Below are 21,315 nucleotides of genomic sequence, written 5' to 3'. Positions count from 1 at the left end.
CAATTGCGCCCCTGCCACGCCCCGGGGGGCGAACCGGGTACCGTATGCGCCCCTCGGTGCTCGTCCCGTCAGCCGGCCAGGCAGGACGGGCCGAGCAGCACCTTCAGGTCACCGAAGAGCGCGGGGTCGGGCTTCACCCGGTGCCGGTCGAGCCGCAGCACGGTGGTCTTGCGCGGGCCCTGGAGCCTGATGCGGACCTCGCTCTCGCCCTTGTGGTGGCTGAGGATCTCGCCGAGGCGGCTGACCATGGGCGGAGTGACCTTCAGCGCCGGGATGGTGAGGATCACGGGCGCGTTGGTGCCCGCGTTCGACAGGTCCGGGACCTGGAGCTCCATCGCGACCAGGCGCGGCACGTCCTCGCGCTTGTCGAGGCGTCCCTTGACGAAGACGACCGCGTCCTCGACGAGTTGGGTCGACACCAGCTGGTACGTCGCCGGGAAGAACATGCATTCCATGGAGCCCGCGAGGTCCTCCACGGTGGCGATCGCCCAGGCGTTGCCCTGCTTGGTCATCTTGCGCTGCAGGCCCGAGATGATGCCGCCGATCGTCACGACCGCGCCGTCCCCGTGCTCGCCTCCGGTCAGCTGGGAGATGCCCGCGTCCGCCTTGTCGGACAGCACGTGCTCAAGGCCGAAGAGCGGGTGGTCGGAGACGTACAGGCCGAGCATCTCCCGCTCCTGGGCGAGCAGATAGGCCTTGTCCCACTCGTCGGTCGTGAACTCCACGTCGAGTCCGAAGCCGGGCTCACTGGTGTCCTCGTCCCCCATGCCGCCGAAGAGGTCGAACTGCCCCTCGGCCTCCTTGCGCTTGACCGCCACCACGTTGTCGATCATCGGCTCGAACTGCGCGGTGAGGCCCTTGCGGGTGTGCCCCATCGTGTCGAACGCGCCGGCCTTGATCAGCGATTCCGTGGTGCGCTTGTTGCAGGCGACCGCCTCGACCTTGTCGAGGTAGTCGGGGAAGGAGGCGTACTTCCCCTTGGCCTTGCGGCTGCGGATGATCGACTCCACGACGTTCGTACCGACGTTGCGGACGGCCGAGAGGCCGAAGAGGATCACGTCGTCGCCCTGGGCGGCGAAGTTCTGCTCGGACTCGTTCACGTTGGGCGGCAGCACCTTGATGCCCATGCGCCGGCACTCGTTCAGGTAGACGGCCGACTTGTCCTTGTCGTCCTTCACCGAGGTGAGCAGCGCGGCCATGTACTCGGCCGGGTAGTTCGCCTTCAGATAGCCGGTCCAGTACGAGACGAGTCCGTACGCGGCGGAGTGGGCCTTGTTGAAGGCGTAGCCGGCGAAGGGGACCAGCACGTCCCACAGGCCCTGGATGGCCTCGTCGCTGTAGTTGTTCTTGCGGGCGCCCTCCTGGAAGAGGACGAAGTTCTTCGCCAGCTCGTCGGGCTTCTTCTTGCCCATCACGCGGCGCAGGATGTCGGCCTCGCCGAGCGAGTACCCCGCGATGATCTGGGCGGCCTTCTGGACCTGCTCCTGGTAGACGATCAGGCCGTAGGTGACGGCCAGGACCTCTTCGAGCGGCTTCTCCAGCTCCGGGTGGATCGGCGTGATCTCCTGGCGGCCGTTCTTGCGCTCCGCGTAGTTGATGTGCGAGTTCATGCCCATCGGGCCCGGCCGGTAGAGGGCCGAGACGGCGGAGATGTCCTCGAAGTTGTCGGGCTGCATCTGGCGGAGCAGCGAGCGCATCGGGCCGCCGTCGAACTGGAAGACGCCGAGGGTGTCACCGCGGCAGAGCAGTTCGAAGGTCTTGGGGTCGTCCAGCGGGAGGGCGAGCATCTCCAGGTCGATGCCCTTGTTGGCTTTCACCATCTTGATGGCGTCGTCCATGATCGTGAGGTTGCGCAGGCCCAGGAAGTCCATCTTCAGCAGGCCCAGCGACTCGCACTGGGGGTAGTCCCACTGCGTGATGGTCACGCCGTCGGTGTGCCGCACCCAGATCGGGGCGTGGTCGACGATGGGTTCGCTGGACATGATCACGCCGGCGGCGTGCACGCCCATCTGCCGGACCAGGCCCTCGACGCCCTTGGCGGTGTCGATGACCTTCTTGACGTCCGGTTCGTTCTCGTACATCCCGCGGATCTCGCCGGCCTCGCTGTAGCGGGGATGCTTGGGGTCGGTGATGCCGTTCAGGTCGATGCCCTTGCCGAGGACGTCGGCGGGCATCGCCTTGGTGAGCCGGTCGCCCATGGCGTACGGGTAGCCCAGCACGCGCGCGGAGTCCTTGATGGCGTTCTTCGCCTTGATCTTGCCGTACGTGCCGATCATGGCGACCTTGTCGGCGCCGTACTTCTCGGTCACGTACCGGATCACCTCGACGCGCCTGCGCTCGTCGAAGTCGATGTCGACGTCGGGCATGGAGACGCGCTCGGGGTTGAGGAACCGCTCGAAGATCAGACCGTGCGGGATCGGGTCGAGGTCGGTGATGCCCATGGCGTACGCGACGATCGAGCCGGCCGCGGAACCACGGCCGGGTCCCACCGCGATGCCCTGCTTCTTGGCCCACATGATGAAGTCGGCGACGACGAGGAAGTACCCCGGGAACCCCATCTGGATGATGACGTCCATCTCGTACTCGGCCTGCTTCTGGCGGTCGTCGGGGACACCGCCGGGGAAGCGGCGCTCCATGCCGAGGCGCACCTCCTCCTGGAACCAGGTGACCTCGGTGAAGCCGTCCGGGATGTCGAACTTCGGCATGAGGTTCTTCGCCTCGAACATGCCGGTCGTGTCGATCTGCTCGGCCACCAGGAGGGTGTTGGCGCAGCCCTGCTGCCAGGCGTCCGAGGAGTCGACCGCGTACATCTCGTCCGTCGACTTCAGGTAGTAGCCGGTGCCGTCGAAGCGGAAGCGGTCCGGGTCGGAGAGGTTCTTGCCGGTCTGGATGCACAGCAGGGCGTCGTGGGCGGTCGCCTCGTGCGCGTACGTGTAGTGCGAGTCGTTCGTCACCAGGGGCGGGATGCCGAGCTTCTTGCCGATCTCCAGGAGTCCGTCGCGGACCCGGCGCTCGATCTCGATGCCGTGGTCCATCAGCTCCAGGAAGTAGCGGTCCTTGCCGAAGATGTCCTGGTACTCGGCGGCCGCCTTCAGTGCCTCGTCGAACTGGCCGAGGCGCAGCCGGGTCTGGAGCTCGCCGGAGGGGCAGCCGGTGGAGGCGATGAGCCCCTCCGACCACTGGGAGATCGTCTCCTTGTCCATCCGGGGCCACTTCTGGAGCCAGCCCTCGGCGTACGCGTCCGAGGAGAGCTTGAAGAGGTTGTGCAGGCCCGTCCGGTTCGCCGCCCAGATCGTCTTGTGCGTATAACCACCCGAACCGGACACGTCGTCGCGCTTCTGGTGCGGCTGGCCCCACTGGATCTTGCGCTTGTTGCGCCGGGACTCCGGGGCGACGTACGCCTCGATGCCGATGATCGGCGTGACGCCCGCCTTCTTCGCCGTGTGGAAGAAGTCATAGGCCCCGTGGAGGTTCCCGTGGTCGCTCATCGCGATATGGGACATGCCCATCTCGTTGCACGCGTCGAACATGTCCTTGAGCCGCGCGGCACCGTCCAGCAGCGAGTACTGGGTGTGGACGTGCAGGTGCGTGAACGGCGGCTTCGACACGGTTTCGGCCTCCAGGAAGAACCATTGGTGACAGGCTGCGGACAGTCTGGGGGGTCAGCGTCGAAGTCTATGACGCGCGACTGACACTCGGCGGAGGATCACCCGTACCTTCATGCGGGGGCCGGGATCCCGGGCGTACGTTCGCCGCCGGAACCCGGGCACTCCCGCGTATCTTCGTCCGTTGGAAGTGGACGGACCCCTTGTCCCCGGGGCGGCGCGCCCGCCCTGTCAGCCACGCACCACCTGCACCAGGAGGCACCCAGCGATGTCGGTCCCGCAGCTCAGCGCCGAGCAACGCGGCGAGCAGATCCTCGCCGTCTTCGACACCGCCTTCGGCGAGCTCCTGGCGGCCGACCCGGCCGCGTTCCGCGTGAAGTTCCGCAAGATGGCGGCCTCCGCGTTCGCCTTCTACCGCGGCACCGCGGGGCTCTTCTACCACGATCTCGACCAGGACCGGCGGGGCGGCCCGTACCTGGACGAGCGGACCTCGCGGGTGTGGATCCACGGCGACCTGCACGCCGAGAACTTCGGCACGTACATGGACGCCCAGGGCCGCCTGATCTTCAACGTGAACGACTTCGACGAGGCCTACGTCGGCCCCTTCACCTGGGACCTCAAGCGCTTCGCCGCCTCCGTCGCCCTCATCGGCTACGCGAAGGCGCTCAGTGACGAGCAGATCACCGAGCTGGTGCGGGTGTACGCGGCCGCCTACCGCGAGCGCATCCGCGCCCTCGCCACCGGCGCCAAGAGCGACGAGGTGCCGCCCTTCACGCTGGAGACCGCCGAGGGCCCGCTCCTGGACGCGCTGCGCGACGCCCGCTCGCTGACCCGCTTCGGGCTGCTCGACTCGATGACCGAGATCCGCGACTTCGAGCGCCGCTTCGCGCCGGGCGGCGGCTCCATCGAGCTGGACGCCGCCACCCGCTACAAGGTCCTCGCGGCCTTCGACGGTTACCTGGAGACGCTTCCGGAGTCCTCGCTGGCCCGCCCTGACTCGTACCGCGTGAAGGACGTCGTGGGCCGCCGCGGCATCGGCATCGGCTCGGCCGGACTGCCGTCGTACAACATCCTTCTGGAGGGCAACAGCGACGCCCTGGAGAACGATGTCGTGATCTACATCAAGCAGGCCCAGACCCCGGCCGTCTCCCGGCACGTCACGGACTCCTCGATCCGCGAGTACTTCCAGCACGAGGGCCACCGCACGGTGATCTCCCAGCGCGCCCTGCAGGCGCACGCCGACCCGTGGCTCGGCTGGACCGAACTGGACGGCGCGGGCCAGCTGGTCGCCGAGGTCTCGCCGTACGCGGTGGACCTGGACTGGGGTGACATCGACGACCCCGAGGAGATCGCCTCGGTCGTCGCCGACCTCGGCCGGGCCACCGCCACGATGCACGCGGCGGCGGACGACGAGAGCGGTCACTCGGAGCTGGTGCCGTTCTCCACGGAGCGGGCCATCGACGCGGCCATCGCGGCCGACGAGGACGGCTTCGCCGGCCTGCTGGTGGACTTCGCGCACGACTACGGCACCCGCGCCCGCCGCGACCACCAGATCTTCGTGGACCTGTTCCGCAACGGACGGATCCCGGGTCTTTGAAGGCCACGCGACCCGGTCGCCTCACCACGCTCCCGTAACGCACAGGAACCGTTCCTAAAGACTGAGCGGGAGTGGGTCCTGTTGCCAGAACCCGTGCTCAGTCGAACGCCCCGGACGGTGTTGGGCGTTCTGGTTGCCCGCGTTCGCTCCGCGTCCGGGCGGCACGGATCGTGTCCGTGGTCCGGGAATGCGGGGGCGGGTTTCCTCGCGCCCCGGGGTGGCCGGTCGGGCCTGGACGGTCCGATGCCCGTACCCATCACGCTGGTGGGTACGGGGCCGTGCCGTCCGACGCCGGACCTGATGCCCCAGGGCGCGCCTTCCGATCGCCACGGCGGCCGCGTCGTGGCGGGTGGCTTTCCTGGTGGTGCTGGTGAGGGGTTTCTGCCAGTGCTGGGCACCCCAGCGGGAGGTGTAGGCGGGGTCGACCGCGACCAGCGGGATACCGAGTTCGGTAGCCATCGACACCAGGCGGGCGCGCAGCCGGGCGACGGGCATGCCGGAGATCAGCCGGCGGAACTTCTTTCGTCGGCCGTGTTTCTCCCGGCTGGTCTCGGCGGTGAAGTCGAGGTCCTCGACGGCGATCGCGAGGTGATGGCGTCGGGCCCAGTGCAGCAGGCGGGTCAGGGCGTGGCGTACCTGAGCGTCGCGGTGGTCGGCGGTGCCGGACAGGTCGTAGTCGAAGCGGCGCGGGGCGCCGACCGGGTTGCCATGCACGTCCAACCGCCAGGCCGCGAGGTGATCGGCGTTGGTGTCGACACCGATCAAGCCTCCTGCCCGGACGGCGGCCAGGGGCACGATGGGGGCGGGTGGGACGGTCCAGGAGGCGGTCAGATACCAGCGTTGGCGCTGGACATCTTCGTGGATGCGGTACGCAACGGCCCGGTTGGCGTGGACGCGGTCGCGCCATGTCTCGCCCCGGTGTGCGAACGACACCCGCGCGGTGAGGACGTAGCGGCCGTGTGCGGTGTTGGCGAGGCGGGTGAGCGGGGCCGGGAGCTTGATGCTGACCTCGCCGTCGGGGCTGACCCGGATGGTCTCGTTGCCGTACCGCTTCCCGCTCTCGCCGTCCGCCTGCAGGAACCGGCGCGACGCCTCCCACCGCACACGCCACGCCTCCTCGGTGAGCTGCGCCTGCTTCAGGTGGTGGCGAGTGTTCAGCAGCCGTTTCCCGCCCCGCACCACCCGCACCCGCCCGGCCGCCCAGTCGGTCCGCGCCTGCTCCAGCCGGTCCTCCAGCACCCCCAGCCGACGCGTCTTGGCATGCCACTCCCGCCGACTGCGATAGCCACCGGCAAGCCGCTTGTTGCCCTTCTCGCCGACAGGCAGCGACAGCCGGTGCCGGATCGTGTTCACCCCGGATTCGAGCTGCTGGATGTGCGCGGCCTGGCCACGCCGGGCCAAAGCCCACTGATCGTGCGTGGCCTTCGTCAACGCCCCCGCCCACCGCGACGACGACAGCCCGGTCAGCTCCCGCTTACGCGACGCCCACCCCTTGTTGTCGTGCTTCAGACCGGCCGCACACCGCAACTTGAGGTCCCGGGACGCCAGCGAACCGAGATGGTCGCCGACCAGCCGCAGCACCGTCTCGTCCCCGGCGGTCAGGCCCTTGAGCCGGTCCCGGACCGCCACACCCGACGGACCGGGCACCACGAACGACGCCCCCACCACCCGCAACCCATCACCCAACCCGCTCACCCCCGCCCCGTCACCCCGCGAACACCCCGTCACCCCACCCAACGACCACCACCCGCACAGGTCACCCCTTCGGGACAAGAACTCCCGTTCCCGCCCGCACCCTCACGCGGACCAACGTCACCGACACTCACCCATACACGCCAGAACACCCCCACACGCAGCCGAAGAGCAGCAGTCGCCAACCCTTTAGGGGACGCTTACGGGAGCACGTGGGACACTCACCTCTGCTATGGACATATCCAGGACCCAGCTCAGAGCCGTGCGCGCGGCAGTGTTCACGGCCGTCGTCGTGACGCTCTCCGCCGCGTCGCACGTGCTGCTGTCCCGGGTGCCGCTGCCGCTGTCCACCGTGGCCGCGATCGCCGCCGCCGTCTTCGCCCTCTCCTTCGCCCTGGCGGGCCGTGAGCGGGGCTTCGGCCGGATCGCGGCCCTGCTGATCCCGCTGGAGCTGGCCGCCGACACCGTGTTCACCACGAGCCAGCACGTCTGTTACGGCAGGGCGGGCGGCCCGGTCGCCGGTCCGCTGCGCTCGGTCGGCTTCGACGTGCTGTGCGGCGGCGGCAGCCTGGGCACTCCGCTGTCCCGGGTGACCGGCGGCGCCCCCGACCGTGCCGCCGCCCTGCTCTCCGACGCCGACCCGGCCGCCGCCTGGCTGCTGCTCGGCGCGCATGTCACCGTCGGCCTGCTCGCGGCCGCCTGGCTGCGCCGCGGCGAGCGCGCGCTGGACCAGCTGCTGCGCGCGGTGGCCGCCTCGACCTTCCGGCCGCTGTTGCTCGCCGTCGCCGCGGTGACCGTACGGCTCGCCCCGGCCCATCCGCTGCCGCGCACAGCGCGCCGGTCGGCCGCCGCCCGCACCCGTCTGTTCGTGCACTCCCTGGGACGCCGCGGACCGCCCCGCCCGGTCGCTTTCGCCTGAGCGACCGCTCCCGGGCGCAGCCCTGAGCACCAGCAGTCCCCCCATACGTATTCCGCGTACGACGAGTGCGCGTCCCTGATGGAGATCACCACCATGAGCAAGCGGAACAGCGCGGCAGAGAAGACCGCGGCCCGAGAGCGACTGCGTGCCGAGCGCGAGCGCCAGGCCAAGCGCGACAAGGTCAAGCGCCAGGCGATCGTGGCCGGTTCGCTCGTCGCGGTCCTCGCGATAGCCGGCGGCATCGGCTACGCGGTCGTGCAGAACAACAAGCCCACCTACTGGGAGGGCCTGAAGGACGCCAAGGTCGTCGCCCCGGCCAACACCACGGGTACCGAGGGCACCACGGTCGTCATCGGCAAGGACACCGCCAAGAAGACCCTCAAGCTCTACGAGGACCCGCGCTGTCCCGTGTGCGCCAGCTTCGAGCAGATCGTCGGCTCGACGGTCGACAAGGACCTGGACGACGGCAAGTTCAAGATCCAGTACATCGGCGGCACGTTCCTCGACGGCGACTCGCTGGGCAAGGGACAGATCGGCTCCCGCGGCGAGGGCTCCAAGAACGCGATGAGCGCGATGGGCGCCGCCCTGAACGTCAGCCCCGAGGCGTTCCTCAAGTACAAGACCGCGCTGTACTCGGCGAAGTGGCACCCGGACGAGACGACTGACAAGTTCAAGGACGACGCCTACCTCATCAAGGTCGCGAACACCGTCCCCGCCCTGAAGGACAACGCCAAGTTCCAGAACGCGGTCAAGAAGGGCACCTACGACGCCTGGGCACTGGCGATGTCGAAGACGTGGGACACCAACAAGGACGGTGTCACCGGCACCCCGAGCCTGGTGATGGACGGCAAGAAGCTCACCGGCTCGGACGGCAACGCGCCGATGACGGTCCCCGACTTCACCAGCGCGATCGACGCGGCCCTCAAGGCCTGACCGGCCCCGGCGGGTCCCGAGCCGTCCACGGCGTCGAAGCCACCCGTGAGGCCCCAGTGGTCCGAGTGACCTGAGCGGCGAAAAGCCAAAGAGCGGGCGAACTTTTCCAGTTCGCCCGCTCTTAGCTTGTACCGATCGGTAACCTCATCGCCCGTGACCAGTCGACAGAGATCAACCGACTCCGCGGGCAGCCTCAACTCCCGCGCTCCGCGCCGCCGTACGGTCGTCAAGGCCGCGGCCGCCACCGCCGTCCTCGCCGCCCCGCTCGCGGCCGCCCTGCCCGCCCGCGCCGCCGAGGCGCCGGCCTTCCTGCACGGGGTCGCCTCCGGCGACCCGCTGCCCGACGGCATCCTGCTGTGGACCCGGGTGACACCGGACTCCCAGGCGATACCGGGCTCCGGACTCGGCCCGGACACCGAGGTGAGCTGGACCGTCGCCAAGGACAAGGCGTTCACCACGATCGTGGCCAAGGGTTCCACCCTCGCGACGGCCTCCTCCGACCACACGGTCAAGGCCGACATCCGCGGCCTGACTCCGGCCACCGACTACTGGTTCCGCTTCTCGGCGGGCGGCACCGACTCGCCCCCGGCGCGCACCCGCACCGCGCCGGCGGCGGACGCGGCCGTGCCGGGCCTGCGCTTCGGCGTGGTCTCCTGCGCCAACTGGGAGGCCGGCTACTTCTCGGCGTACCGCCACCTCGCGGCCCGAAACGACCTGGACGCCTGGCTGCACCTCGGCGACTACATCTACGAGTACAAGTCCGGCGAGTACGGGACCCGCGGCACGGTCGTACGGCCGCACGCCCCCGCCAACGAGATCCTCACCCTCGCCGACTACCGCACCCGGCACGGCCGTTACAAGACCGACCCGGACCTCCAGGCCCTGCACCACAAGGCGCCGGTCGTCGCGATCTGGGACGACCACGAGTTCGCCGACAACTCCTGGTCGGGCGGCGCGGTCAACCACACCGAGGGCGCCGAGGGAACCTGGTCGGCCCGTCAGTCCGCCGCGAAACAGGCCTACTTCGAGTGGATGCCGGTCCGCCCGGCGATCGCCGGCACCACCTACCGCAGGCTGCGCTTCGGCAAGCTCGCCGACCTCTCGCTGCTCGACCTGCGCTCCTTCAGGTCGCAGCAGGCGTCCACGGCCAGCGGCTCGGTCGACGAGCCGGACCGGACGCTCACCGGCCGCGCCCAGCTCGACTGGCTGAAGTCCGGCCTCAAGGCCTCGGACACCACCTGGCGTCTGGTCGGCAACTCGGTGATGATCTCGCCGTTCGCCGTGGGCTCCCTGTCCGCCGACCTTCTCAAGCCGCTCGCCAAACTGCTCGGCCTCCCGCAGGAGGGCATCGCCCTCAACACGGACCAGTGGGACGGCTACACGGACGACCGCCGCGAACTGCTCGCGCACCTGCGCTCCAACGCCATCCGCAACACGGTCTTCCTGACCGGCGACATCCACATGGCCTGGGCCAACGACGTGCCGGTGGACGCCGGAACGTACCCGCTGTCCGCCTCCGCCGCCACGGAGTTCGTGGTCACCTCGATCACCTCGGACAACCTCGACGACATCGTCAAGGTCCCCGAGGGCGCCGTCTCGGCCATCGCCTCCCCGGTCATCCGCGCGGCCAACCGCCATGTCCACTGGGTCGACACCGACCGCCACGGCTACGGCGTGCTGGACATCACCGCCACCCGAGCGCAGATGGACTACTACGTGCTCTCCGACCGCACGAACCCGAACGCGACCTCGTCCTGGGCCCGTTCGTACCGCACGCCCAGCGGCACGCAGAAGGTCGAGCGGACGTACGACCCGGTCTGACCGGCCCGCCGCCGTACAGGCCCGCCGACCTGGGCGGCTGCCGACGTACGCGGCTGCCGGTCTACAAGCCGTCGAGGAAGCCGAGTGCCACCTTCCAGGTGGCCTCGGCCGCCTCGGCGTCGTAGTCGGGCAGGTCGGGGTCGGTGTAGAGGTGCCCCGCGCCCGCGTACCGGTAGATCTCCACTTCGGCTCCGGTTCTCCGCATCTGGAGATACCAGGCGCTCAGCCAGTCGTCCGTCTCGAACTGGTCGGGCTCGGCGACATGCAGCTGGACCGGCAGTTCGTCCACCGACGCGCTCTCGGCGATGTCCGACGTGCCGTGCAGCAGGAGCAGGCCGACGGCCTTCTCGTCGCCGAGGGCCAGGGTCTGCGCGACGGAGGCGCCGAGGGAGAAGCCCGCGTAGACCAGACCGCGCCCGGAATAGGGCGCGGCGGCCAGGACCGCGCGCTTGAGCAGCTCGTCCTTGCCGGTCTCGTCACTGAAGGCCATGCCCTCCTCGACGGTCTCGAAGGTGCGCCCCTCGAAGAGGTCGGGCGTCCACACCTCGTGTCCCGCGGCCCGCAGCCGGTCCGCCGCCGCGCGCACCGCCGGCCGGAGACCGTAGGTCGAGTGAAAGAGCATGATGTTCATGGGTCCCATGGTGCCAGCCGGCACCGACAGCGCCGGGTGGAGGTGGCTGCTCCGCACCCGGAGGAGGGGGTACCCCGCCGTCCCGGGCAGAACGGATACCCCGTTCCGCCCGAAGAACACATGTTCATGACCGCCCATGGCCGGTTACGTTCTCAGGCATGGAGAACGTACTGCGCCCGGTGATCGTCGTCGGTGGCTCGGTCGTGCTCACGCTGCTCATCGGGTGGTCCGTGGACCGCCTGTTGCGTCGGGTGGACGACCGGCACAGCGAGACCTCCCTGTGGGGTCTGCTCCGCCGCGGCCGTGTCCCCTTCCAGCTGGTCCTGTTCGCGGCTCTGCTCAGAGCCTCGTACGCCCAGGCGAAGCTGCTGGTGGAGCATCGGATCGGCATCGGCCGGACCCTGACCCTGATCCTCATCGGCGCCGCCGCCTGGCTGGTGGTGAGCATCGCGACGGCGATCGTCGAGACCTCGTACACCCGCTACGCGAACGCGCACCGCGATCCGGCGCGGGTCCGCCGGGTGCGCACCCAGGTCACGCTGATCCAGCGGGTGGTCTCCGCGGTCGTCGGCGTGGTCGCGATCGCCGCGATGCTGCTCACCTTCCCGGCGATGCGCGCGGCCGGTGCCTCGCTGCTGGCCTCGGCCGGAATCCTCGGCATCGTCGCCGGTGTCGCCGCCCAGTCCACCCTCGCGAACCTCTTCGCGGGCCTGCAGATCGCCTTCGGCGACATGGTGCGGCTCGGCGACACGGTGGTGGTCGACGGCGAGTGGGGCACGGTCGAGGAGATCACGCTGACGTTCCTGACGGTCCGGACCTGGGACGAGCGCCGGATCACCATGCCGGTCTCGTACTTCACGTCCAAGCCGTTCGAGAACTGGTCGCGCGGCACCCCCCAGATGACCGGCATCGTCTTCCTGCACGTCGACCACTCCGCCCCGGTGGAGGCGATGCGCGCGAAGCTGCGCGACATCCTGCGCGAGTGCCCGGCCTGGGACGGCCGCGACTACGCCCTCGCCGTCACCGATTCGACGCCCAACACCATGCAGGTCCGCGCCCTGGTCACCGCGAAGGACGCGGACGACATCTGGACGGTACGGGTCACGGTCCGCGAGCAGTTGATCCGCTGGCTGACCGAACAGCACCCGTACGCGCTCCCCCGCGTCAACACCGCCGAGGCGATGCTGCCCCCGGGCCGGACGCGGCGCCCTGGGCACGCGGAGCCGGACGGCGCGGACGGAGTGGCGGCCCGCGCGAACCACGGCCGCCACATCCACGAGCCACCCCGGACGGGCCCCGGCCGGGGCTGACTCCGCGCCACCCACCCCGGGGCAGCCCTCCGGTCCCCGGCCCCGTCGCTCCCAGCCCGTCCGCGCCACCACGTGTGCGGACGGGCTGGGCTGGGAGCCGGGGCGGGCGGCGGATCAGCGCAGGCTGCGTACGTCGAGGTGTCTCAGGACCCGGTCCACGATCTCCGGATCGGCCCCGGGCTCGCTCCGCGCGGACAGCACCTCGTGCCGGGCCGCGCTCATCATCTCGGCCTGGATGCGCCGCATCCGCTTGAGCCGCCGCACCCGCTGCTCGTGCGCCTCGCGCCGCTCCTCGTCCCCCATGTCGGGGCTGATCCGCACCCCGATGTCGAAGGCCCTGCGCAGCAACTGCTCGGAGACCTCCTCCGGCAGCTCCTCGACCTCCTCGATCTCCCGCAGCCGCCGCTTCGCGGCCTTCGCGGCCCGCACCGCGAGCTCCTTCTCGAAGGCCTTCTCGATGTCCTCGTCGGCCCGGACCCCGAGCTTTCTGACCAGCCACGGCAGGGTGAGTCCCTGGATCACCAGGGTCGCCATGATCACTCCGAAGGCGATGAACACGATCTCGTCCCGGTCGGGGAACGGCGACCCGTCGTCCATCTCCAGCGGGATCGCGAGCGCCAGGGCCACGGAGGCGACCCCGCGCATCCCCGCCCACCACATCACGACGGTCTCCCGCCATGACGTCGGGATCTCCTCGTCGTAGTCCCGCTTGGCGTGCAGCCGCTTGGTCAGCCAGGTCGCGGGCAGCAGCCACGCCAGGCGTACGAACACGACCACGACCACGATGGTGGCGGCCCAGCCGAGCATCTCGCCCCACCGCCCCGAGGCCGTACGGAGCGCGTTGTGGAGTTCCAGCCCGATGAGCCCGAAGGCGACGCCGGTCACGAGCGTGTCCACCACGTCCCAGACGGTCGACCCGGCGAGCCGGGTCATCACGTCGTCGGCGTCGGTGGCGTACTCCGCGAGGAACAGGGCGGTGGTGAGCACGGCGAGCACCCCGGAACCGTGCAGCTCCTCCGCCAGCACGTACGAGGCGTACGGCACCAGCAGGGTCAGCCCGATCTGGAGGGTCGCGTCGCCGAGCAGGGACATCAGTCTGTTCGCCGCCCATCCGAGGGCGAATCCGATGACGACGGCGACGACGGCGGAGAGCACGAGGTCGAGCCCGGCCCGCCACGGCGAGAAGGTCCCGCTGACCGCGGCGGCGATCGCGACGTGGTACAGCACGATGGCCGTCACGTCGTTGAAGAGCCCCTCCCCCTCCAGGATCGACACCAGCCGGCGCGGCAGCCCGAGTTGTCCCGCGACGGCGGTGGCGGCCACGGGGTCGGGGGGCGCCACCAGCGCGCCGAGCGCCACCGCGGCGGCGACCGGCAGGCCGGGCACGATCGCGTGGGCGACGGCCGCCACGGCGAGCGTGGTGACGAACACGAGCGCCACGGCGAGCAGGAAGATCGGGCGCCGGTTGGCGGCGAACTGTCTCCAGGAGGTGCGCCGCACCGCCGCGTACAACAGCGGCGGCAGCAGCGCGGGCAGGATCAGATCCGGCGGGATGTCCACGTTCGGGACGAACTCCAGCACGGCCAGCACTATCCCGAGCAGGGTCATCAGGACCGGCGCGGGCAGCCCGAACCGCTCTCCCACCGGGACACTGATCACGGCCCCGAGCAACAGCACGAACAGCAGGGCCAACTGATCCACGGTCAGCGCTCCGGCGGGTCTAGACGATCACAGGCGAACCAGACCTCAAGCGTGCCACGCCGTTCGGCTATCCCCGCTCACAGGGCCTTGCGCATCGCACGGTGCGGCATTCCGGCGTCCGGGAACTCCGGTCCGTACGCCACGTACCCGAGCCGCTCGTAGAACCCCAGCGCGTGGGTCTGCGCGTGCAGGTCCACGGCGGCCAGGCCGCGCGCGCGTGCCGCGTCCTCGATGGCACCGACGAGCGCGGCGCCGACGCCGAGCCCGCGTGCCTCGCGCGTCACGGCGAGCCGTCCGAGCGAGCCGACGGCCGGATCCCCGCCGACCTTCGCCGCGGCCGCCTCCCCCTCGAGGAGGCGCCCGGTACCGAGCGGCAGGCCGTCCTCGCGGACCGCCAGCACGTGCAGGGCGCCGGGGTCGTACGCGTCGTACTCGATGTCCTCCGGGACGCCCTGCTCACCGACGAAGACGTCCTTGCGCACGGAGAAACAGGCCTCACGGTCCGCGGCGTCCTTGGCCACCCGCACCTCGTACGCGCCGTCCCGCACCGCTGGGGAGGCTCCCGCCGCCCCGTCCGGGCCACCGCTCACGCGTAGCTCTCCTCACGGACCTTGTCGAGTGCGGCCTGAAGGTCCTCGGGGTAGTCGCTCTCGAGCTCCACCCACCGTCCGTCCGCGGGGTGCTCGAAGCCGAGCCGCACGGCGTGCAGCCACTGGCGGGTGAGGCCGAGGCGCTTGCCGAGCGTGGGGTCCGCGCCGTAGGTCAGGTCGCCGACGCACGGGTGCCGGTGGGCCGCCATGTGGACGCGGATCTGGTGGGTGCGCCCGGTCTCCAGCTTGATGTCGAGCAGGGAGGCGGCGCGGAACGCCTCGATGAGGTCGTAGTGCGTGACGGAGGGCTTGCCCTCGGCCGTGACCGCCCACTTGTAGTCGTGGTTCGGGTGGCGTCCGATGGGCGCATCGATGGTGCCGCTGGTCGGGTCCGGATGGCCCTGCACGAGCGCGTGGTAGCGCTTGTCGACCGTGCGCTCCTTGAACTGGCGCTTGAGCGACGTGTACGCGCGCTCCGACTTGGCGACGGCCATCAGCCCCGAGGTGCCCACGTCGAGGCGGTGCACGATGCCCTGGCGCTCGGCGGCGCCGGAGGTCGAGATCCGGTAGCCGGCGGCCGCGAGACCGCCGATGACGGTCGGGCCGGACCAGCCCGGGCTGGGGTGCGCCGCCACGCCGACGGGCTTGATGATCACGACCACGTCGTCGTCGTCGTACACGATCTCCATGCCCTCGACGGGCTCGGCGACGATCTGTACGGGCGCGGGGGCCTGCGGCATCTCCACCTCGAGCCAGGAGCCGCCGTGCACCCGCTCGGACTTGCCGACCACCGAGCCGTCGACCGTGACCTTCCCCGCCGCGGCGAGCTCTGCGGCCTTGGTACGGGAGAAGCCCAACATGCGGGAGATGGCGGCGTCGACGCGCTCGCCCTCCAGGCCGTCGGGCACGGGCAGGGTGCGAATCTCGGGAATGGTACTCACCCGTCGAGTATGCCGGACGGCTCGGACACCGCCGGACCACAGCCCGAACGCCAGTGCCTGTGGAGGCCGCCCGGCGGCCCCCGCGCGCGGGTCGTGGCCGCCCGGCCGGGCGGCCCGTACGTCAGTCCTTGTGGACCGTGCCGTCCGGGTCGAGGCCCCGGAAGGACAGCAGCACGATCAGGATGCCGCCGCAGACGATCGCCGAGTCGGCGAGGTTGAAGACGGCGAAGTGCTTGGGCGCGATGAAGTCCACGACCGCGCCCTCGAAGACGCCGGGCGAGCGGAAGATCCGGTCGGTCAGGTTGCCGAGCGCACCGCCCAGCAGCAGGCCCAGGGCGATGGCCCACGGCACGCTGTAGAGCTTGCGGGCGAGCCGGGCGATGACGACGATCACCGCCGCGGCGATCACCGTGAAGATGATCGTGAACGCCTCGCCGAAGCCGAAGGCCGCGCCCGCGTTGCGGATCGCCTCGAACTTCAGCCAGTCCCCGATGATCTCGATCGAGTCGTGGTGCTCCAGCTTCGCCACCACGATCATCTTGCTGATGAGATCGAGGGCGTACGCCAGCACGGCCACCGTGAAGAGCACGGCGATCCTGCGCCTGCCCTTGGGCCGCTCGGCCGGGGCCGTCCCGTCCGCGCCGGACCGGTCACCCGACGCCGCCGCGTTCCCGTCGGACTCCCCCGGCTCGGCTCCCGCCGCCCCTGAGATGTCCGGCGTACCGATGATGCGCTCCGCCTCTGCCACGTGAGTGAGTCCCTCGACCTAGGTTCCTGACTGAGGACGAGGGTACGGCACACCCTCCTCGGCTCCTGGGCTCCTGTGCTCAGGAGCACGCGCGCACCGCGAGGCGGCGGCGCTCCGTCCGCCGCCCGCGGTTCAGTGCCTGCGCTCCTGCTTCTGCTTGCACTCCACACACAGGGTGGCGCGCGGGAAGGCCTGCATGCGGGCCTTGCCGATGGGGTCGCCGCAGTTCTCGCAGAGCCCGTAGGTGCCCGCGTCGAGGCGGTCCAGGGCGCGCTCGGTCTGCTCCAGCATCTCGCGCGCGTTGGAGTTGAGCGCCATCTCGTGCTCGCGTGTGATGTTCTTCGTGCCGGTGTCCGCCTGGTCGTCGCCCGCGCCGTCCCCGGAGTCCCGCATCAGGCCCGCAAGGGCCTCCTCGGACGACGAGATCTCGGTGCGCAGCCGCAGGGCCTCCGACTGGAGCTCCGCGCGTGCCGACCCGACCTCTTCCGGGGTCCAGGGGTCCTCGCCCGGGCGCACCGCGAGCTCGCCTGGCTCCACCGCGGCGAGCCGCGCCTTGGGGACCGCGGTGGCCTTCTTCGCAGCCGTCGCCGTGCCAGGAGTCTTCTTCGCAACCACCGTCGTGGCTCCCGTCGTCTTCGCGGCCTCGGCCGCACCCTGGGCCGCGGAAGCGGCCGTCTTCTTGGCCGTACTGGTGCTCTTCCCCGCCGTGCCGGAGCTCTTCTTGGCCGCGGACTTCCTGGACACCGGCTTCCTCGCCACTGTCGCCGCCTTTTTCGCGGTGGCCTTCTTGGCGGTGGTCTTCTTGGCCGCCGCCTTCGTGGAGGCGGATTTCGCGGACGCGGTGCCCGGGGACGCCGCTGTCGTGTCGGCCGTCTTCGTGGGCTGCGCCTTCCCGGCCGGAGCCGTGGTCCTGGAGGTCGTCTTCACCGGCTTCGCCTCGCCCGTCGCGGGATCCCCCTGTGCGGTCTTCTTCCCACCCACGTCCTTGGCCGCCGCACCGGTGGATCTGCCGGACGCCGACTGCTGTACGGCGGTCTTCTTCGCCACCATGGCCGCGGCCCCTTCACATATTGTGATCTTGCTCGCGAATCGTGCTGGGACGATAAATCGACTTCTGACCCGCGGCAACGGGGCACGCCCACGATTCGCCCACCTCGCGAGCCCCGCGCGGCAAGCCTGCATGCGTTGTGCCCAGCTCCCCGCCGGGTAATCCGCCGGGCCCGGCGTCCCAGGATCCGGACGCGTGCGCCTCGCCATTCGGGTCACCGCGCAGGCCACGGCCGCGCCCGTGAAAACCGGTCGGCCGCTGTCCCCGGGGCGCCGTACACTGGGCGGAGCGAGAAGCGTGGATGGGGACGAGTAGCGGCGTACGCGGCCAGGAGCGACCCGGGGACGGTGGAAGCCCGGGGGCGAGCGCGACGTGAAGATCACCCCGGAGCCGCCGGCAGAACACCCCTCAGGGGCCAGTAGACCCGGCATCGCGACCCCAATGAGGGGGCTCACTGGTGCGAACGGCGCACCGGGGAGCCAAGGAGGGTGGTACCGCGGGAGCGCGCCGCACACGGCGTCCGTAGCAACACGGCTCTCGTCCCTCCGACGGAAGGCAGAAAGTCCGTTGGAGGAAGCTCGCCGATGACAGCGCCGACGTACCGCCAGGTGCCCGCCCAGGTCGACCTGCCCGCCCTCGAGCACGCCGTGCTCGACTTCTGGCGCGAGCAGAAGATCTTCGCCAAGAGCCTTGAGCAGTCCGAGGGCCGGCCGGAATGGGTGTTCTACGAAGGTCCGCCCACCGCCAATGGCATGCCGGGCGCCCACCACATCGAGGCGCGCGTCTTCAAGGACGTCTTCCCGCGCTTCCGCACCATGCGCGGCTACCACGTGGGCCGCAAGGCCGGCTGGGACTGCCACGGCCTCCCGGTGGAGCTGGCGGTCGAGAAGGAGCTCGGCTTCACCGGCAAGCAGGACATCGAGGCGTACGGCATCGCCGCGTTCAACGACCGGTGCCGCCAGTCCGTGACCCGCCACACCGACGCGTTCACCGAGCTGACGAACCGCATGGGCTACTGGGTCGACCTGGACGACGCCTACCGGACCATGGACCCCGAGTACATCGAGTCCGTCTGGTGGTCGCTCAAGGAGATCTTCAACAAGGGCCTGCTGGTCCAGGACTACCGCGTGGCGCCCTGGTGCCCGCGCGACGAGACGGGCCTCTCGGACCACGAGCTGGCCCAGGGCTACGAGACGATCGTCGACCCCTCCGTGTACGTCCGTTTCCCGCTCACCTCCGGTCCGCTGGCCGGCCGGGCCGCGCTCCTGGTGTGGACGACCACGCCGTGGACGCTGGTCTCCAACACCGCGGTCGCCGCGCACCCGGACGTCACCTATGTCGTCGTGACGAACGGCGAGGAGCAGCTCGTCGTCGCGCGGCCGCTCGTCGAGAAGGCGCTCGGCGAGGGCTGGGAGACCACGGGCGAGTCCTTCACGGGTGCCGAGATGGAGCGCTGGACGTATCAACGTCCGTTCGAGCTCGTCGAGTTCCCCGAGCCCGCCCACTTCGTGGTCAACGCCGAGTACGTGACGACCGAGGACGGCACGGGTCTGGTCCACCAGTCCCCCGCCTTCGGTGAGGACGACCTCAAGGTCTGCCGCGCGTACGGCCTGCCGGTCGTGAACCCGATCCGCCCGAACGGCACCTTCGAGGAGAGCGTCCCGCTCGTGGGCGGGGTCTTCTTCAAGAAGGCGGACGAAAAGCTCACCGAGGACCTGCAGAACCGCGGCCTGCTCTTCAAGCACGTGCCGTACGAGCACAGCTACCCGCACTGCTGGCGCTGCCACACCGCGCTGCTGTACTACGCGCAGCCGTCCTGGTACATCCGCACCACGGCCGTCAAGGACCGTCTCCTCCAGGAGAACGAGGACACCAACTGGTTCCCGGAGTCCGTCAAGCACGGCCGCTTCGGCGACTGGCTGAACAACAACATCGACTGGGCGCTCTCGCGCAGCCGTTACTGGGGCACCCCGCTCCCGCTGTGGACGTGCGAGGAGGGCCACCTCACCTGTGTCGGCTCGCGCGCGGAACTGTCCGAGCTGACCGGCACCGACCAGTCGGACCTGGACCCGCACCGCCCCTACATCGACGCGGTCACCTTCCCGTGCCCGCAGGACGGCTGCGGCCTGACGGCGACCCGCGTCCCGGAGGTCATCGACGCCTGGTACGACTCGGGCTCGATGCCGTTCGCGCAGTGGGGCTACCCGTACAAGAACAAGGAGATCTTCGAGAGCCGCTACCCGGCGCAGTTCATTAGCGAGGCCATCGACCAGACACGCGGCTGGTTCTACACGCTGATGGCCGTCGGCACCCTGGTCTTCGACAAGTCCTCGTACGAGAACGTCGTGTGCCTCGGCCACATCCTCGCCGAGGACGGCCGCAAGATGTCCAAGCACCTGGGCAACATCCTCCAGCCGATCCCGCTGATGGACCAGCACGGCGCCGACGCGGTGCGCTGGTTCATGGCGGCCGGCGGCTCCCCGTGGGCGGCCCGGCGCGTTGGCCACGGCACGATCCAGGAGGTCGTCCGCAAGACGCTCCTCACCTATTGGAACACCGTCGCCTTCCAGGCGTTGTACGCCCGCACCACCAACTGGGCGCCCAGCGCGGCCGATCCGGCCCCGGCCGACCGCCCGGTGCTGGACCGCTGGCTCCTGTCCGAACTCCACGCGCTCACCGACCAGGTGACGCAGGCTCTGGAGGCCTACGACACCCAGCGCGCCGGAAAGCTCCTGTCGGCCTTCGTCGACGACCTCTCCAACTGGTACGTCCGCCGCTCCCGCCGCCGCTTCTGGCAGGGCGACAAGGCCGCGCTGCGCACGCTGCACGAGGTCGTGGAGACGGTCACCCGGCTGATGGCCCCGCTGACCCCGTTCATCACCGAGCGGGTCTGGCAGGACCTGGTGGTCCCGGTCTCCCCGGACGCCCCCGAGTCCGTGCACCTGTCGACCTGGCCGGAGGCCGACCTCTCGGCCATCGACCCGGAGCTGTCGCGCCAGATGGTGCTGGTCCGTCGTCTCGTCGAGCTCGGCCGCGCCACGCGCGCGGAGTCGGGCGTCAAGACCCGTCAGCCGCTGTCCCGCGCGCTGATCGCGGCGACCGGCTTCGGGACCCTCACCCCCGAGCTGCACGCGCAGATCACCGAGGAGCTGAATGTGAGTTCGCTCGCCTCACTCTCCGAGGTCGGCGGTTCACTGGTCGACACCACGGCGAAGGCGAACTTCCGCGCGCTGGGCAAGCGTTTCGGCAAGGGCGTCCAGAATGTGGCGAAGGCCATCGCCGAGACCGATGCCGCGGCCCTGTCCCTCGCCCTGCGCGAGGGCACCGCGTCGGTCGAGGTCGACGGCGAGACCGTGACGCTGGCCCCGGACGAGGTCATCATCACGGAGACCCCGCGCGAGGGCTGGTCGGTGGCCTCCGACTCCGGCGCGACGGTCGCCCTCGACCTGGAGATCACCGAGGAGCTGCGCCGGGCGGGCCTCGCCCGTGACGCGATCCGGCTGATCCAGGAGGCCCGCAAGAACAGTGGCCTCGACGTCGCCGACCGCATCGCGCTCCGCTGGGTCTCCACGGACCCGGCGGTCATCGCGGCACTCGGCGAGCACGCCGGTCTGATCGCCGATGAGGTCCTCGCCACGGACTTCGCCCAGGGCGAGGCCGACGGCACCTACGGGGAGCCCTTCACGGACGAGGGCCTGTCCCTGGTGTTCCGCCTCCGCAAGGCGTAACGAGGACCGGCGCACCCGTACCGAAGGCCCGGGGCCACCAGGAATCCTGGC

14 protein-coding genes are annotated in these 21,315 nt (G+C 70.3%); 6 read left to right on the top strand and 8 right to left on the bottom strand.

What is annotated here, in order from left to right:
- Positions 1-68 precede the first annotated feature (68 nt).
- Positions 69-3,608: a DNA polymerase III subunit alpha gene (gene dnaE / locus ACFWBT_RS29645; protein ID WP_385705842.1), complete on the bottom strand. Its 3,540-nt coding sequence runs from the start codon at positions 3,606-3,608 to the stop codon at positions 69-71.
- Positions 3,609-3,873: 265 nt separating this feature from the next.
- On the opposite strand from dnaE, the gene ACFWBT_RS29640 reads away from it, so the two are divergent.
- The gene (locus ACFWBT_RS29640; protein ID WP_385705840.1) at positions 3,874-5,202 is read left to right on the top strand and encodes a DUF2252 domain-containing protein; all 1,329 of its coding nucleotides are present in this window, start codon (positions 3,874-3,876) and stop codon (positions 5,200-5,202) included.
- Between the two features lie 54 nt (positions 5,203-5,256).
- Here ACFWBT_RS29640 and ACFWBT_RS29635 read toward each other — a convergent pair whose 3' ends face one another.
- Entirely contained in the window at positions 5,257-6,888 is a 1,632-nt protein-coding gene (locus ACFWBT_RS29635) for an IS200/IS605 family accessory protein TnpB-related protein (protein ID WP_385705838.1), read from the bottom strand.
- Positions 6,889-7,126: 238 nt separating this feature from the next.
- Here ACFWBT_RS29635 and ACFWBT_RS29630 point away from each other — a divergent pair, with 238 nt between their 5' ends.
- The 3 genes from ACFWBT_RS29630 to ACFWBT_RS29620 all read left to right on the top strand — a co-directional run bounded on the left by ACFWBT_RS29630 (position 7,127) and on the right by ACFWBT_RS29620 (position 10,567).
- The gene (locus tag ACFWBT_RS29630) at positions 7,127-7,813 is read left to right on the top strand and encodes a hypothetical protein (protein ID WP_385705835.1); all 687 of its coding nucleotides are present in this window, start codon (positions 7,127-7,129) and stop codon (positions 7,811-7,813) included.
- A gap of 93 nt (positions 7,814-7,906) precedes the next feature.
- A complete protein-coding gene (locus tag ACFWBT_RS29625) occupies positions 7,907-8,746 on the top strand; it encodes a thioredoxin domain-containing protein (RefSeq protein ID WP_385705833.1) in 840 nt (279 codons plus the stop codon).
- Positions 8,747-8,899: 153 nt separating this feature from the next.
- On the top strand, positions 8,900-10,567 hold the full coding sequence (locus ACFWBT_RS29620; protein ID WP_385705832.1) for an alkaline phosphatase D family protein: 1,668 nt from the start codon (positions 8,900-8,902) through the stop codon (positions 10,565-10,567).
- Between the two features lie 61 nt (positions 10,568-10,628).
- Here the strand turns inward: ACFWBT_RS29620 and ACFWBT_RS29615 are convergent, their stop codons facing one another.
- A complete protein-coding gene (locus ACFWBT_RS29615; RefSeq protein WP_385705830.1) occupies positions 10,629-11,198 on the bottom strand; it encodes a dienelactone hydrolase family protein in 570 nt (189 codons plus the stop codon).
- Positions 11,199-11,356: 158 nt separating this feature from the next.
- Between ACFWBT_RS29615 and ACFWBT_RS29610 the strand changes: the two genes are divergently transcribed.
- Entirely contained in the window at positions 11,357-12,508 is a 1,152-nt protein-coding gene (locus ACFWBT_RS29610) for a mechanosensitive ion channel family protein (protein ID WP_385705828.1), read from the top strand.
- 114 nt (positions 12,509-12,622) lie between these two features.
- Here ACFWBT_RS29610 and ACFWBT_RS29605 read toward each other — a convergent pair whose 3' ends face one another.
- The 5 genes from ACFWBT_RS29605 to ACFWBT_RS29585 all read right to left on the bottom strand — a co-directional run bounded on the left by ACFWBT_RS29605 (position 12,623) and on the right by ACFWBT_RS29585 (position 17,538).
- Positions 12,623-14,209: a Na+/H+ antiporter gene (locus ACFWBT_RS29605; protein WP_385705826.1), complete on the bottom strand. Its 1,587-nt coding sequence runs from the start codon at positions 14,207-14,209 to the stop codon at positions 12,623-12,625.
- Between the two features lie 77 nt (positions 14,210-14,286).
- Complete coding sequence (locus tag ACFWBT_RS29600; RefSeq protein WP_385705843.1) at positions 14,287-14,757, bottom strand: GNAT family N-acetyltransferase; 471 nt, start codon at positions 14,755-14,757, stop codon at positions 14,287-14,289.
- Positions 14,758-14,795: 38 nt separating this feature from the next.
- Positions 14,796-15,740, bottom strand: a complete 945-nt coding sequence (locus ACFWBT_RS29595) for an RluA family pseudouridine synthase (protein WP_385705824.1) — start codon at positions 15,738-15,740, stop codon at positions 14,796-14,798.
- A gap of 121 nt (positions 15,741-15,861) precedes the next feature.
- On the bottom strand, positions 15,862-16,488 hold the full coding sequence (gene lspA / locus ACFWBT_RS29590; RefSeq protein ID WP_385705822.1) for a signal peptidase II: 627 nt from the start codon (positions 16,486-16,488) through the stop codon (positions 15,862-15,864).
- Between the two features lie 132 nt (positions 16,489-16,620).
- Positions 16,621-17,538, bottom strand: coding sequence for a TraR/DksA family transcriptional regulator (locus tag ACFWBT_RS29585; RefSeq protein ID WP_385705820.1), 918 nt, complete (start codon positions 17,536-17,538; stop codon positions 16,621-16,623).
- A gap of 582 nt (positions 17,539-18,120) precedes the next feature.
- On the opposite strand from ACFWBT_RS29585, the gene ileS reads away from it, so the two are divergent.
- Entirely contained in the window at positions 18,121-21,264 is a 3,144-nt protein-coding gene (gene ileS / locus ACFWBT_RS29580; protein WP_385705818.1) for an isoleucine--tRNA ligase, read from the top strand.
- Positions 21,265-21,315: the final 51 nt, after the last annotated feature.

It is taken from the genome of Streptomyces sp. NPDC060027 (genome assembly GCF_042737005.1).
Classification (GTDB): domain Bacteria; phylum Actinomycetota; class Actinomycetes; order Streptomycetales; family Streptomycetaceae; genus Streptomyces.
The sequence above is the reverse complement of the archived record's forward strand: the minus strand, read 5'-3'. Positions and strand labels throughout refer to the sequence as shown.

Excerpts from the sequence above, each read along its gene's own strand:
- ACFWBT_RS29625 (WP_385705833.1), top strand. The coding sequence starts at position 7,907 with ATGAGCAAGCGGAACAGCGCGGCAGAGAAGACCGCGGCCCGAGAGCGA.
- ileS (WP_385705818.1), top strand. The coding sequence starts at position 18,121 with ATGACAGCGCCGACGTACCGCCAGGTGCCCGCCCAGGTCGACCTGCCC.
- ACFWBT_RS29640 (WP_385705840.1), top strand. The coding sequence starts at position 3,874 with ATGTCGGTCCCGCAGCTCAGCGCCGAGCAACGCGGCGAGCAGATCCTC.
- ACFWBT_RS29585 (WP_385705820.1), bottom strand. The coding sequence starts at position 17,538 with ATGGTGGCGAAGAAGACCGCCGTACAGCAGTCGGCGTCCGGCAGATCC.
- ACFWBT_RS29630 (WP_385705835.1), top strand. The coding sequence starts at position 7,127 with ATGGACATATCCAGGACCCAGCTCAGAGCCGTGCGCGCGGCAGTGTTC.
- ACFWBT_RS29615 (WP_385705830.1), bottom strand. The coding sequence starts at position 11,198 with ATGAACATCATGCTCTTTCACTCGACCTACGGTCTCCGGCCGGCGGTG.
- ACFWBT_RS29610 (WP_385705828.1), top strand. The coding sequence starts at position 11,357 with ATGGAGAACGTACTGCGCCCGGTGATCGTCGTCGGTGGCTCGGTCGTG.